This is a genomic window from Paracoccus sp. (in: a-proteobacteria) (assembly GCF_030536915.1).
Lineage (GTDB): Bacteria > Pseudomonadota > Alphaproteobacteria > Rhodobacterales > Rhodobacteraceae > Paracoccus.
Genome location: NZ_JAUNPC010000032.1, coordinates 16232 through 28728 on the forward strand (window position 1 = coordinate 16232; position 12497 = coordinate 28728).

Consider the following 12497-nt stretch of genomic DNA (forward strand, 5'->3'; position numbering starts at 1 on the left):
GTGCTGCGGACCCGCATCGTCCAGCTTCTGCGGGTGGTCCTGCCGCTGGCGGCGCTGGCGCTGCTGTCGGTGCTGTTCCTCTTGGCCCGCAAGCCCGACCCGCAGGCGGCGATCCCCTATGCCGAGGGCCGCTTCGAGGAACTGTCCCGCGCCGAAGGCATCGGCGCGCCCGAGTTCACCACCGTCACCGATGACGGCGCCACCGTGACCCTGCGCGCCACCCGCGCCGTGCCGGGAGAGGCCGAGGACGGGACGGCGCGCGACCTGACGCTGGACTGGAGGTCCCGCGACGGGGTGCTGATGGTCGTCACCGCCCCGCAGGCCGCCAAGAAGGGCGAGCTGCTGACGCTGGACGGCGGCACCCGCATGGCGCTGTCCACGGGATGGGAACTGACCGCCCCGCAGATGCAGGCGCAGCTTGACGCGGGCGTGGTCAGCGCCGCGCGGACGGTGGACGTCACCGCGCCTTTCGGCGAGCTTCAGGGGGACGCCATGCGGCTTGGTCCCGATGCGGCCGGGACCACGGTTCTTGAATTGAACGGGAACGTGCGGCTGCTATACCGCCCCTGACCCCCGCCGCTGGAAGGAGCCGACCATGCTGCGTTCCCTGATCCTTTCCGGCCTCCTTGCGCTGGCCCTCCCGCTTGCCGCCGCAGCCCAGACGGTGGGCTTCGGCGCCATGCGGGCCGATGCCGATGCGCCGGTCGAGGTGACCTCGGATTCCCTGCGGGTGAACCAGGACACGGGCGAGGCCGTCTTCACCGGCAACGTGCTGATCGGGCAGGGGCAGATGCGGCTCTCGGCCCAGTCCGTGACCGTGGTCTATGCCGAGGGCGGGCAGAACCGCATCCGGTCCCTCAATGCCACGGGCGGTGTCACGCTGGTCAGCGGCCCCGACGCCGCCGAGGCTGCCGAGGCCGTCTATGACGTCGAGACCGGAACGATCGTCCTGACCGGCGATGCCATCGTCACCCGCGGCGACAGCGTGCTGGCCGGCGACCGGATCGAGGTCAGCCTGGACGACGGCACCGCCTCGGTATCCGGCCGGGTGCGGACGGTACTGCAGCCGGGCCAGAACTGATGCCGCCTGCCTTTGCCGCCTCGGGCCTGCAGGTCGATGGCCTGCGGAAATCCTATCGCAACCGCCCGGTGATCCGCGATGTCTCGATACGGCTGGGCCGGGGCGAGGTCGTGGCGCTTCTGGGGCCGAACGGGTCCGGCAAGACCACCTGCTTCTACTGCATCGCGGGGCTGGTCATGCCGGACGCGGGCCGCATCGTCATCGACGGGCGCGACGTCAGCGCCCTGCCGATGTTCCGCCGCGCCCGGATGGGCATCGGCTACCTGCCGCAGGAGATGTCGATCTTCCGCGGGTTGTCGGTCGAACAGAACATCATGGCCGTGCTTGAGGTCGCCGGCCGCGAGCGCCGCCAGAGCCGCGAGCGGCTGGAGGAACTGCTGGGCGATTTTTCCATCGGCCATCTGCGCCATGCCCCGGCGCTCGCCCTGTCGGGGGGCGAACGGCGGCGGGTGGAAATCGCCCGCTGCCTCGCCTCGGACCCCGCCTTCCTTCTGCTGGACGAACCCTTCGCGGGCGTCGATCCCATCGCCGTGGGCGAGATCCGGGGTCTTGTCCACGACCTGAAGTCCCGGGGCATCGGCGTCCTCATCACCGACCACAACGTGCGCGAGACGCTGGGGATCGTGGACCGCGCCTATATCCTGCACGACGGCCGGGTGCTGATGTCGGGCACCACCGCCGCCATCGTCGAGGACCCGCGCGTGCGCGAGGTCTACTTGGGCGAAAGCTTCACCTTGGGCTGAGCGCAGGGGGTCTTTACCATAAATGTAAGCGCGGCGTCGCGGCGGACCTGCCCCGATTGACACCGGAGGCGCCCTGTTCCCAAATAAAGACAGGAGCCCGGTCATGGGCTCTTGTCCCCGGCCGGTCTGCGCCGGCAGCGGCGCAACCACCGGCCCGGCCTACGGAAAGGAAAGAATCATGCGCTATCAGATCAGTGGACGGCAGATTGACATCGGCGAGGCGCTGTCCACGCATGTCGAGACCGAGCTGGACGCGACCTTCGAGAAATACGCCCAGCGACCGACCGACTCCACGGTGATCTTTTCGCGCGACGCCCACAACCTGACCTGCGACGCGGTGGTCCATCTGTCCACCGGCCTGACGGTCCAGGCCAAGGGGCAGGATCCCGACAATATCTACGCCGCCTTCGAGAAATGCCGCGAGAAGATGGACAAGCAGGTGCGCCGCTACAAGCGCCGCCTGCGCGACCACCACAAGGACCGCACCGAGCCGGTTGAATACGGCGCCGCCTCAAGCTATGTGCTGGCCGCCGACGAGGATGAATGGGAAGCGCAGGACGACGCCGGCCTGCAGCCCATCATCGTGGCAGAGATGGAGACCCGGGTGCCGACCCTGTCGGTTGGCGACGCGGTCATGCAGATGGAGCTTGCGGGCGTGCCGATGCTGGTCTTCCGCAACGAGAAACACGGAGGGGTCAATGTGGTCCACCGCCGCGAGGACGGCAACGTGGGCTGGATCGACCCCCGCAACCTGAGCTGACGCCGCAGCGTTAGCATGACAGCCGGGCAGGTTTCGGCCGGCCCGGCTCTTACGCCGCGGACCAAGGACGGGCAGGACAGCAGCACATGCGCATCAGCGACATTCTTTCCCCTGCGGCGGTCCGCTCGCAGGCGCAGGTCAGTTCCAAGAAGCGGCTTTTCCACGACATCGCGGAAATGGCCGCGCAGGCCTACAAGCTGGACCCCGCGGCGACGCTGGATGCGCTGCAGGAACGCGAAAGCCTGGGCGCGACCGGCGTGGGCCACGGCGTCGCGCTGCCCCACGCCCGCATCCCCGGCCTTGACCGCGTGGCGGGGCTGTTCCTGCGGCTGGAAAAGCCGATGGACTTCGACGCCGTGGACCGCCAGCCGGTGGACCTCGTCTTCGCCCTGCTGGCCCCCGACAGCCCCGGGGTCGAGCATCTGAAGGCGCTGGCGCTGGTCAGCCGCACCCTGCGCGACGGCGACATGCGCACCAAGCTGCGTGCCAATGACGACCCGGTAGCGCTGCACGCGGTGCTGGCGGCGGCGCAGGACGTCTCGGCCAGCTAGCGCGCGCCCGCCACGTCGATGATCGCGCCCGAGGTATAGCTGGCCGCGTCCGACAGCAGCCACAGGATCGCCGCCGCGACCTCCTCGGGGCGGCCGACCCGGCCCCAGGGAAGCTGCGGACCGGCAGTCGCCACCCGGTCCGGCTCGCCCCCGTCGGCATGGATGTCGGTGGCGATGGTCCCCGGCCGGACGCCGTTCACCCGGATGCGGCGCGGGGCGAGTTCCGCCGCAAGCCCGATCACCAGCGTGTCGATCCCCCCCTTTGTCGCCGCATAATCGACGTATTTGCCGGGCGAGCCCAATCTGGCGGCAACCGAGGACACCAGCACGATCGCGCCGCCGTCTCCCAGCCGCCGTGCCGCCTCGCGTGCGCAGTAAAGCGCCCCGGTCAGGTTGACCCGCACCATGCGGTCCAGCCTTTCGGGCGTCATCTCGGCCAGCGGCATGACCGGCGCCACGATGCCTGCGTTGACCACCACCGCGTCCAGCCCGCCCATCGCCGCCTCGGCCGCATCGAACAGCCCCGCGACCGCCGCGGGATCGCCGATGTCGGCGGCATGGGCGCTCGCCGTGCCCTTGGCGGCGCGGATGGCGGCCAGCGTCTCGGCTGCGGCGACCTCGTTGCGGCTGTAGCCCAGCAGGGTGGGCCAGCCCCGTTCCGCGCAGGCAAGCGCCGTCGCCCGGCCGATGCCGCGGGTTCCGCCGGTGACAAGCGTTCTCATGGCAGGTATCCCTCGAAGGTGATGTTGCGGGCGACACGCCGGGCGGCGGCTTCCTGTTCCGGCGAGCGGATGGTCCAGCAGAGCACCGGCACGCCCCGCGCCGCCAGCCGCCCAACGGCCGGATTCCCCAGATCCCGGTGATCGTGCGAGATGAAGCTGGCGCCCGCCGCCTCGAAATCCTCAAGCCGCGCCAAGGCGGCGCGCCGCCGATCCGGGATGCCGGGCCAGTGGTCGGCGGCAAAGGCGCAACTGGTCAGCCCGGCCGGGACGGCCGGCGCGGCCTGGCGGAATGCGCGGACCGCATGGGGATTGAAGGACATGACGGCCAGCGGCTGCCCTTGGCGCGCATGGTCCGAAACCGCTTCGGCCACCCGCGCCGGCAGATTGCCCATCCCCGGTCCCAGCGCGCCGTCCTGATCCTTGATCTCGATCAGGACCGGCACCCGCCCCGCGATCATCCGCAGCACCTGCACCAGCGTCGGGATCGCCTGATCAGTCCCCAGAAGCCGCCGCGCGCCCGCCTCGGCCACGCTCAGCGCGTTCACGCGGCCTTCGGTTCCGGTCAGCCGGAACAGCTCCTCGTCATGGAACACCAGCGGCGTGCCGTCAGCGGCGGGCTGCAGGTCAAGCTCGATCCCGTAGCCGCGCTCCACGGCGGCGCGGAAGGCGGCCATCGAGTTTTCCGGCACGCCCGGCCCGTGCAGGCCGCGATGGGCAAGGGGGCGGGTCAGGAAGTCGGGGTGCAGCATGGCGGTGCCCTGGTGGAAGCGGCAGGATCGGGGGCCACCCCCATCGTCGTAGACGACGATCCCGGGATATTTGAACGAAGAAGATGAAGCCTCAAGCGGTCTCGAAGATGGCCTCGATTTCAACCGCGACCCCGCGCGGCAGGGCGGCGGCGCTGACGGCGGCGCGGGCGTGGCGGCCGGCTTCGCCGAAGATCTCGACCATCAGGTCCGAGCAGCCGTTGATGACCTCGGGCTGCTCGGTGAACTCGGGCGTCGAGTTGACGAAGCCCGTCAGCTTCACCACCCGCACGATCCCGTCGAGCGAACCCAGCGCCGCCCGCGCTTGGGCGATCAGTGCAAGGCCGCAGGCCCGCGCGGCGGCTGCGCCTTGGGCCACGTCCATGTCCTCGCCCAGCCGTCCGCGGATCAGCCCTTCGGGACCGGCCGCGATCTGGCCCGACACGAACAGCAGCTTGCCGCTTTGCACAAAGGGCACATAGTTCGCCGCCGGCATGGGCGCATCGGGCAGGGTGATGTTCAACTGGCGCAGGCGGGCATCGTGGGACATGGAAAACCTCCGTGGTCTGGTGGCGCAAAGGCTAGCCCCGACCATCCGGTTCCGCCACCCGCCGGGTTCGGCCGGGGCCGAATATTCCGGCGCGGTCTGGCGGCAGCGCCCCTTACGCCACCAGCGCCTCGGCCCGGCGAAGGTCCACGCTGACAAGCTGGCTCACGCCCGGCTCGACCATGGTGACGCCGAACAGGCGGTCCATGCGGGCCATCGTCACCGCATGATGGGTGATGATCAGAAAGCGCGTGTCGGTCCGCCGGGTCATTTCGTCCAGCAGGTCGCAGAAGCGGGCGACGTTGGCGTCGTCCAGCGGGGCGTCCACCTCGTCCAGCACGCAGATGGGCGCGGGCGTGGCCAGGAAGACCGCGAAGATCAGCGCCAGCGCCGTCAGCGTCTGCTCGCCCCCCGACAGCAGGCTGAGCGTGGACAGCTTCTTGCCCGGCGGCTGGGCCAGGATCTCGAGCCCCGCTTCCAGCGGATCGTCGGATTCGACCAGCACCAGCCGCGCCTCGCCGCCGCCGAAGAGATGGGTGAACAGCGCCCCGAAGCTGGCGTTCACCGTGTCGAAGGCGGCCAGCAGCCGATCGCGCCCCTCTCGGTTCAGGCTGCCGATACCGGCGCGCAGCCGGGCGATGGCCGCAGTCAGGTCGTCCTTTTCTGCGGAAAGCGTCCTGCGCTCCTCCTCAAGCGCCCGCTTGTCCTCGTCGGCGCGCAGGTTCACGGGGCCGAGCCCGTCGCGCTGCGCCCGCAGACGGGCGATGTCGGATTCAAGCTGCGCGGCAGCAGGCAGCGCGCCGGTGTCGCCCAATGTCTCGGCCAGGGCCTCGGGGGTGCCGGCCTCCTCGGCGATGCGGGCGCGGGCCTGCGCCTCGGCCTCGCGGGCGGCCTCTGCGCGGGCTTCGCGGGTCGCGCGGGCCTCGCGGGCGGCGCCTGCGGCGCGCTCGGCGTCGCGCTCGGCACCGGTGGCGGCCAGCAGGGCGGCATCGCCCGCCGCAAGCGCCGCGCCGGCACGGGTCAGGCGGACTTCGGCATCCGCGAGGCGCTGCGACAGCGCGGCGCGCTGCTGGGCAAGAATGGCGGGCCGGGCCTCGGCCCCGGCCAGTTCCGCCGCCGTGACATCCCGCCGCGCCTGCAGTTCGGCCGCGCGGGTTCCGGCCTGATCGAGCCGCTGGCGCCAGCCGGAGGCGTCCTTTGCAATCTCCTCCAGCCGTTTCAGCCGCCCCTCGCCCTCGCGCCGCAACTCGTCCAGCGCACCGCGCCGGGAAAGGGTGGCGATGCGCGCGGCCTCGACGGCGGTTTTCGCCTGATCGACGGCTGCCGCCGCCGCGCTGCGGTCGGGCAGGGCCGATAGGGCGGCCTGCGCCTCGGCCAGCCTGCGGGCCGCGTCGGCGGCATCGCCTGCATGACGAGCGCGCTCGGCCCGCGCGGCCTCGGCCCGGCCTTGGGCAAGCGACAGGTCCGATTCAGCGCGGGTCGCGGCGCGAAGGCTGTCCGAAAGCGCCCGTTCGGCAGCCCGACTGGCCTCGCGGACCGAGGTTTCGGCACCCGTTGCGCCCTTCAGCGTGGTGCGGGCGGTTTCATGGATGGCGATGGCGGCGTCGGCGCGGATGCGGGCGGATTCAGCCTGCGCGGTGATGTCCTTCAGCCGGTTGACCTGCTGCAGATGCAGGGCGGCGGCGGATGTCGCTTGGCCTGCCGGCAGCGCCAGCCCGTCCCATCGGAACAGGTCGCCCGCGCGTGTGACAAGCCGCTGGCCCGGGCGAAGTTGCGGCTGCATCCGGGCGGCGGTTGCGGCATCCGCGACAAGGCCGGTCTGGGCAAGGCGGCGGGAAAGGGCAGGGGCGCCCTGAACCTGCGCGCCAAGCGGGGCCGCGCCTTCGGGCAGGGGCGGGTCGTCGTCGCGGAAAGCGAGGGTCCGCCAGCCAGGGCCTTCGTCGGCCAAGGGCAGCCGCAGATCGTCGCCCAAGGCCGCGCCCAGCGCGACCTCGAAGCCCGGTGCGACGGTCAGGGTGTCCAGCAGCGCGCCCGACTTTGCCCGGCCACGGGCGACGAGGCGGGACAGGGCCGCTCGCTCGGCGTCCAGCGCCGCGGCCTCGCCCTCGGCATGGGCGCGGGTCGCGCGGGTGGCGGTCTCGGCCTCGCCTGCTGCGGCGCGAGCGGTTTCGGCTGCGGCAAGTTGCGCTTCGGCGGTCAGGGCGGCGACGCGGGCGGCTTCCTGCGCGGTCTGTGCCTGCGCCAGCGTGACCTCGGCCTCATGGCCCGCAGTCTCGGCGCGGATGGCGGCGGCTTCGGCCTCGGCCCGGGCGCGCTCGGCGCGGGCCTGCAGGGCGCGCAGGTCGGCGGCCAGCCGATCAGCAGATTGGTGGCGGGCAGCGAGGCGGGCGGATTCGTCGGTGAGTTCGCCAAGCCGCGTCTCGATCCCGCGCAGGGCGGCGGCGGCGTCCTCGGCCGCAGACCGGGCGGCAGCAAGCCGGCCCTCGTGGCCGGAATGAGCCTGCTCCAGTTCCTCGCGCTCTCGCGTCAACCGCGCCAGCGTCTCGCCCGCATCGCGGTTCAGCGCCGCCTCGCGTTCAATGTCGCGGTCGAGTTGGGCAAGCCGCGCGGTCAACGTGGCGAGGCTGTCGCGGGCGCGGGCTTCGGCCTCGTCCAGCGCTCCGGCCTCGGCCAAGGCGCGCGCCTGGATGGCGGCGGCGATGCTGTCTTCCTCGCGCAGGGCTGGCAGGGCGGCCTCGGCCTCGGCCCGTGTGACGGTAGCCCTGCAGGCTGCGGCCTCGGCCTGCGCCGCAGTTGCGCGGGCCTTGACCAGCGCCGCAAGCGCGGCGGTCAGCGCCGCCTGAGCCTCGGACCAGCGGCGCCAGACCAGCGCGCCTTCTGCCCGGCGCAGGGCCGCGCCGATCTCGCGGTAGCGCGCCGCCGTCCGCGCCTGCCGCGCCAGCGCCGCCGCCTGCGCGGCCAGCTGCTCCAGCGTGTCGTCCACGCGGGTCAGGTTCTGCTCGGCCCCGTTCAGCCGCAACTCGGCCTCGTGCCGGCGCTGGTAGAGGCCGCCGATGCCCGCCGCTTCCTCCAGCACCCGCCGCCGGGCCTTGGGGCGGGCGTTGATGAGTTCGCTGATCTGCCCTTGCCGCACCAGTGCGGGCGACTGCGCCCCGGTCGCGGCATCCGCGAACAGCATCTGCACGTCCCGCGCCCGGACCTCGCGCCCGTTGATGCGATAGGCCGAGCCCGCGTCCCGCGTGATCCGCCGCGTCACGTCCAGCGTGTCCGTGTCGTTGAAGCCCACGGGGGCCAGCCGGGCGCGGTTGTCGAGGGCCAGCGTCACCTCGGCCCGGCCCTTGGCGGGGCGGCGGGTGGTGCCGGCGAAGATCACGTCCTCCATCCCCTCGCCGCGCATGGCGGTGGGGCGGCTTTCGCCCATGACCCAGCGCAGGGCTTCCAGCAGGTTCGACTTTCCGCAGCCATTGGGGCCGACCACGCCGGTCAGCCCCTGAAAGATAACCAGTTCGGTCGGGTCCACGAAGCTTTTGAAGCCGGAAAGGCGAAGGCGGTCGAACTGCAAGCGGATTTCCTTTTATCCGCTGCGATTCAACCTGTGCGCGCGGGCAAGTCAACGCGGGCCACGGTTTTCCGAAAGGCGAAAAGCCGGGTGCTTCCAATCCGCCCGGCCCGTGCTAACCATGTGGCATGGTCCCGGCGCTTCTCACCATCCTGTGCTTCCAGCTTGTCGGGGAGGTCCTGTCCCGCGGGCTGGGCCTGCCCTTGCCGGGGCCGGTGGTGGGGCTGGTGCTGCTGCTGGGCGCGATGCGGCTGCGGCCCGGCCTTGCCGCCTGGCTGCGGCCCGTGGGGCAGGGGGTGCTGGCGCATCTGTCGCTTTTCTTCGTGCCTGCGGGCGTCGGCATCGTCGCGCATCTGCCGCTTCTGCGCGAACACGGGCTGGCGCTGCTGGTGGCGATCCTTGTGTCGACCGTGCTGGCGCTGGTGGCGGGGGCGGGGGCCTTCACGCTGGTCGCGCGGCTCACCGGGCAGGAGGAGCGATGAGCGCCGATCCCGTCCTGATCTGGGCCTATCTGTCGCAAGGGCCGCTGCTGTGGCTGACGGCGACGCTGGCAGGCTATGCGCTGGGGGAGGCGGCTTTCCGCGCCGCCGGGCGGCAAAGCTGGGCCAACCCGGTGCTGATCGCCGTCATCCTGCTGGGCCTGCTGCTGATGGCGACCGGGACGCCCTATGCCACTTATTTCGAAGGCGCGCAGTTCGTCCATTTCATGCTCGGCCCCGCGACCGTCTGCCTGGCCCTGCCGATGCATGACAACCTGCCGCAGATGCGGGCGGCGGCGCTGCCGATCCTCGCGGGGCTGGTGGCGGCCTCGGTCGTTGCGGTCGTTTCGGCCCTGGCGATCGCGCGGGCCTTCGGGCTGGGGGCCGAGGTCATGGCCTCGCTCGCCCCCAAGTCCACCACGGCGCCGGTCGCCATCGGCATCGCCGAGGGTCTGGGCGGGCAGCCGACGCTGACGGCGGTGCTGGTGCTGCTGACGGGCATTCTGGGCGCGATGATCGTGACGCCGCTGTTCGACGCGCTGGGATTCCGCGACTGGCGGGCGCGGGGGCTTGCGGTCGGAACTGCCGCGCATGGGATCGGGACGGCGCGGGCCTTCCAGGTGAACCCCACGGCGGGGGCATTCGCCGGGATCGGCATGGGGCTGAACGCCGTGCTGACGGCGATCATCGCGCCCCTGGCGCTGCGGTTCTTCGGCTGAAATGAAAAAGGCCGCCCGGATGGGGCGGCCCGTGAGGCGATGGACCCGCGGCTTACGCGGCCTCGGCTTCTTCCGCTTCCGCAGCCATGCGGCGCTCGCTTTCCTCGCGCGACAGGGCGACCGAGGTGCGCACGCCCTTGCTGACGAATTCGACCAGCCCCTTCACCACCCGCTCGTTCGGGTCGATGCCGGCGCAGCTCAGAACCTCGCGCCCGTCGCGCGACCGGGCCCAGCGGGCGATCTGCTCGGCCCCGTTGCCGTATTTCTTGTCATCCGCAATGGCGTCGTCCAGCGCCGCCAGGACAACGGCCGCGAAAAGCTTGCGGGCGCGCTGGCCCTGTTCGAAATTGAATGCCGAGCCGTCCACGAAATCACGCATGAAGTTTCCTGTCTTTCTCACCCCGCCAACGCGAGGAGTGGGGTCGCCCGCCCCGAGTGTTCTTTGCCCTGAAGGGTGTCGGGAAGGATTAGCTTGTCGCGCCACCGATTCGTTATCCCCTTGCCCGCAATCCCGCCATGCATCCCACGCAAGCCCGCAGCGATCCACCTATACTGCGCTTTACGCGACGATTTGATGGCACTTGGGGCGCCGAGGACGCTTGACAACCCTCGGGACTGTCAAAAGTTGCCTGCAATTTTCCTCAAAAGGTTACTGCCGCGTCGTCCGGCTGGCGAGAACCACGCCCGCGATGATCAGCGCCCCGGCCGCCAGTTCCAGAAGGCGGGGCCTTTCGCCCAGCATCACCCAGGCGGACGAAAAGCCCACGATGGGGACCAGCATCGACCAGGGCGCGACCTCGCTGGCGGGATAGCGCGACATCAGCGTGTTCCAGATGCCGTAGCCCAGGACCGTGGCGAAGACGACGATGTAAAGCAGGCCTAGGTTGGCGGGCATGGCCGCGGCCGTGAAGGCGCCGCCCAGCGCGGGGGCGATTCGCGGACCTTCCATCAGCAGCGACAGCAGGAACAGGGGAATGGGCGGGACGATCGACATCCACATCGTCAGGTGCAGGGGTTTCGGCGCACGCGCCAGCCGCGAGCAGATGTTGCCGATGGCCCAGCCCAGCGCGGCCACCAGCGTCAGCATCACCGGCAGCATTGCCGCCGACTGCGCGCGGGCGGCGCCGATGATCGCCAGCCCCAGCACGGCAAGGCCGATGCCCGCCATCCGCAGGGGGGTCAGCCGCTCGCCCAGGAAAGCGGCGGCCAGAAGGATGGTGAAGGGCGCCGAGGCCTGCAGCACCAGCGAGGCAAGCCCTGCCGGCATCCCCGCCGCCATCCCCATGTAAAGGAACGAGAACTGCATGACCCCCAGCCCCAGCGCCGTGCCGACCAGCCAGCGCAGCCTCACCTGCGGGAGGGGGACGAACAGGATCGCCGGGATCGCCAGCAGGACAAAGCGCAGGGTGGCCGCCAGAAGCGGCGGGTAATGGTCCAGCATCAGCGCGGTGGCCGGGAAGTTCAGCCCCCACAACACCGGCACCAGCAGGACCAGCCCGCGATCGCCCCCCTGCATCCGCCGCCCTTTCGTGGAAAATCGCCGCAATGGAGCCGATCCATGCGGCCGCCGCAAGCCTCAGCCGAACAGGTTCAGTTGCTCGGGCTGCGGACCCTGCGGCAGGGGGCAGAGGCTCGACAGCGTGATCCCCAGAAGCCGCACCCCGCGCGGATCGGGCAGCACCTGCGGCAGCAGGGCCGTGGCCTGCGCCAGCAGTTCCGCCTGCGACATGACGGGCGCAGGCTGGCTGTGGGCGCGGGTGACGATCTGGAAATCGGTGTATTTCGCCTTCAGCGTCACCGTCCGTCCCGAGACTTCGCGCGGGCCGGCATGGCGCCAGACCTTCTCGGCCAGCGGCTCCAGCGCGCCTGCGGCGGCGGCGAGGTCGTGGATGTCGGTGAAGAAGGTCGTCTCGGCGCCGATCGACTTGCGCTCGCGGTTCGGGCGCACCTCGCGGTCGTCGATGCCGCGGGCGATGTTCCAGTAATAGCGGCCCGCCTTGCCGAAGCGGGTTGTCAGGAACTCGAGGCTCTGGCGGTGCAGGTCGGCGCCGGTGCGGATGCCGTGGCGTTCCATCCTGGCCGCCGTGGCGGGGCCGATGCCGTGGAAGCGGCCGATGGGCAGGGTCAGGACAAAGCCGGGTCCCGCCTCGGGCGGGATGACGTAAAGGCCGTCGGGCTTGCGCTGGTCGGACGCCAGCTTGGCCAGGAACTTGTTGTAGCTGACGCCCGCCGAGGCGGTCAGCCCGGTCTCAAGCCGGATCAGCGCGCGGATCTCCTGCGCGATGGCGGTGGCTGTTCGGCCTTCAAGGTGGTCGGTCAGGTCCAGATAGGCCTCGTCCAGCGACAGCGGCTCGATCAGGGGGGTGAAGCGGGCGAAGATTTCGCGGATCTGGTTGCTGACGGCGCGATAGACCTCGAACCGGCCCTTGACGAAGATGAGCTCGGGGCAGAGCCGCTTCGCCCGCACCGAGGGCATGGCCGAGCGTACGCCGAAGGGCCGCGCCTCGTAGCTGGCCGCCGCCACGACGCCGCGCAGGGTTGAACCTCCGACCGCCACCGGCTTGCCCCGCAGATCCGGGTTGTCGCGCTG

14 protein-coding genes are annotated in these 12497 nt (G+C 71.1%); 7 read left to right on the top strand and 7 right to left on the bottom strand.

Features of this window, described 5'->3' with window-relative positions; genetic code table 11:
* The 5 genes from Q4F04_RS07620 (at position 1) to Q4F04_RS07640 (ending at position 3135) form a co-directional block, all read left to right on the top strand.
* On the top strand, positions 1-570 hold the full coding sequence (locus Q4F04_RS07620) for a hypothetical protein (RefSeq protein ID WP_303369238.1): 570 nt from the start codon (positions 1-3) through the stop codon (positions 568-570).
* A gap of 25 nt (positions 571-595) precedes the next feature.
* Positions 596-1081, top strand: coding sequence for a lipopolysaccharide transport periplasmic protein LptA (lptA, locus tag Q4F04_RS07625; protein ID WP_303369239.1), 486 nt, complete (start codon positions 596-598; stop codon positions 1079-1081).
* Positions 1081-1824 carry an LPS export ABC transporter ATP-binding protein gene (lptB, locus tag Q4F04_RS07630; protein ID WP_303369240.1) on the top strand — a complete coding sequence of 248 codons (744 nt, stop codon included), beginning with the start codon at positions 1081-1083 and terminating at the stop codon, positions 1822-1824. The genes lptA and lptB overlap by 1 nt, the downstream gene beginning before the upstream one ends.
* Before the next feature lie 178 nt (positions 1825-2002).
* Positions 2003-2584, top strand: a complete 582-nt coding sequence (gene raiA / locus Q4F04_RS07635) for a ribosome-associated translation inhibitor RaiA (RefSeq protein WP_303369241.1) — start codon at positions 2003-2005, stop codon at positions 2582-2584.
* A gap of 86 nt (positions 2585-2670) precedes the next feature.
* Complete coding sequence (locus tag Q4F04_RS07640) at positions 2671-3135, top strand: PTS sugar transporter subunit IIA (protein WP_303369242.1); 465 nt, start codon at positions 2671-2673, stop codon at positions 3133-3135.
* Here the strand turns inward: Q4F04_RS07640 and Q4F04_RS07645 are convergent.
* The 4 genes from Q4F04_RS07645 to Q4F04_RS07660 all read right to left on the bottom strand — a co-directional run bounded on the left by Q4F04_RS07645 (position 3132) and on the right by Q4F04_RS07660 (position 8712).
* Positions 3132-3857 (bottom strand): SDR family oxidoreductase, encoded by a 726-nt coding sequence (locus tag Q4F04_RS07645; RefSeq protein WP_303369243.1) that lies wholly within the window; start codon positions 3855-3857, stop codon positions 3132-3134. The two genes, Q4F04_RS07640 and Q4F04_RS07645, sit on opposite strands and share 4 nt — an antisense overlap.
* Complete coding sequence (locus tag Q4F04_RS07650; RefSeq protein ID WP_303369244.1) at positions 3854-4606, bottom strand: glycerophosphodiester phosphodiesterase family protein; 753 nt, start codon at positions 4604-4606, stop codon at positions 3854-3856. The genes Q4F04_RS07645 and Q4F04_RS07650 overlap by 4 nt, the downstream gene beginning before the upstream one ends.
* A gap of 91 nt (positions 4607-4697) precedes the next feature.
* Positions 4698-5153, bottom strand: a complete 456-nt coding sequence (locus Q4F04_RS07655; protein ID WP_303369245.1) for a RidA family protein — start codon at positions 5151-5153, stop codon at positions 4698-4700.
* Between the two features lie 112 nt (positions 5154-5265).
* Positions 5266-8712: a chromosome segregation SMC family protein gene (locus tag Q4F04_RS07660; RefSeq protein WP_303369246.1), complete on the bottom strand. Its 3447-nt coding sequence runs from the start codon at positions 8710-8712 to the stop codon at positions 5266-5268.
* A gap of 125 nt (positions 8713-8837) precedes the next feature.
* On the opposite strand from Q4F04_RS07660, the gene Q4F04_RS07665 reads away from it, so the two are divergent.
* Positions 8838-9191, top strand: a complete 354-nt coding sequence (locus tag Q4F04_RS07665) for a CidA/LrgA family protein (RefSeq protein ID WP_303369247.1) — start codon at positions 8838-8840, stop codon at positions 9189-9191.
* Entirely contained in the window at positions 9188-9907 is a 720-nt protein-coding gene (locus Q4F04_RS07670) for an LrgB family protein (RefSeq protein ID WP_303369248.1), read from the top strand. Before Q4F04_RS07665 ends, Q4F04_RS07670 begins: the two co-directional genes overlap by 4 nt.
* A 52-nt stretch (positions 9908-9959) precedes the next feature.
* Here the strand turns inward: Q4F04_RS07670 and Q4F04_RS07675 are convergent, their stop codons facing one another.
* The 3 genes from Q4F04_RS07675 to dinB form a co-directional block, all read right to left on the bottom strand.
* On the bottom strand, positions 9960-10286 hold the full coding sequence (locus tag Q4F04_RS07675; RefSeq protein ID WP_036704285.1) for a DUF6280 family protein: 327 nt from the start codon (positions 10284-10286) through the stop codon (positions 9960-9962).
* A 270-nt stretch (positions 10287-10556) separates the two neighbouring features.
* Complete coding sequence (locus Q4F04_RS07680) at positions 10557-11423, bottom strand: EamA family transporter (protein WP_303369249.1); 867 nt, start codon at positions 11421-11423, stop codon at positions 10557-10559.
* Between the two features lie 60 nt (positions 11424-11483).
* On the bottom strand, positions 11484-12497 hold a 1014-nt coding region (gene dinB, locus Q4F04_RS07685), incomplete at its 5' end, for a DNA polymerase IV (protein WP_303369250.1).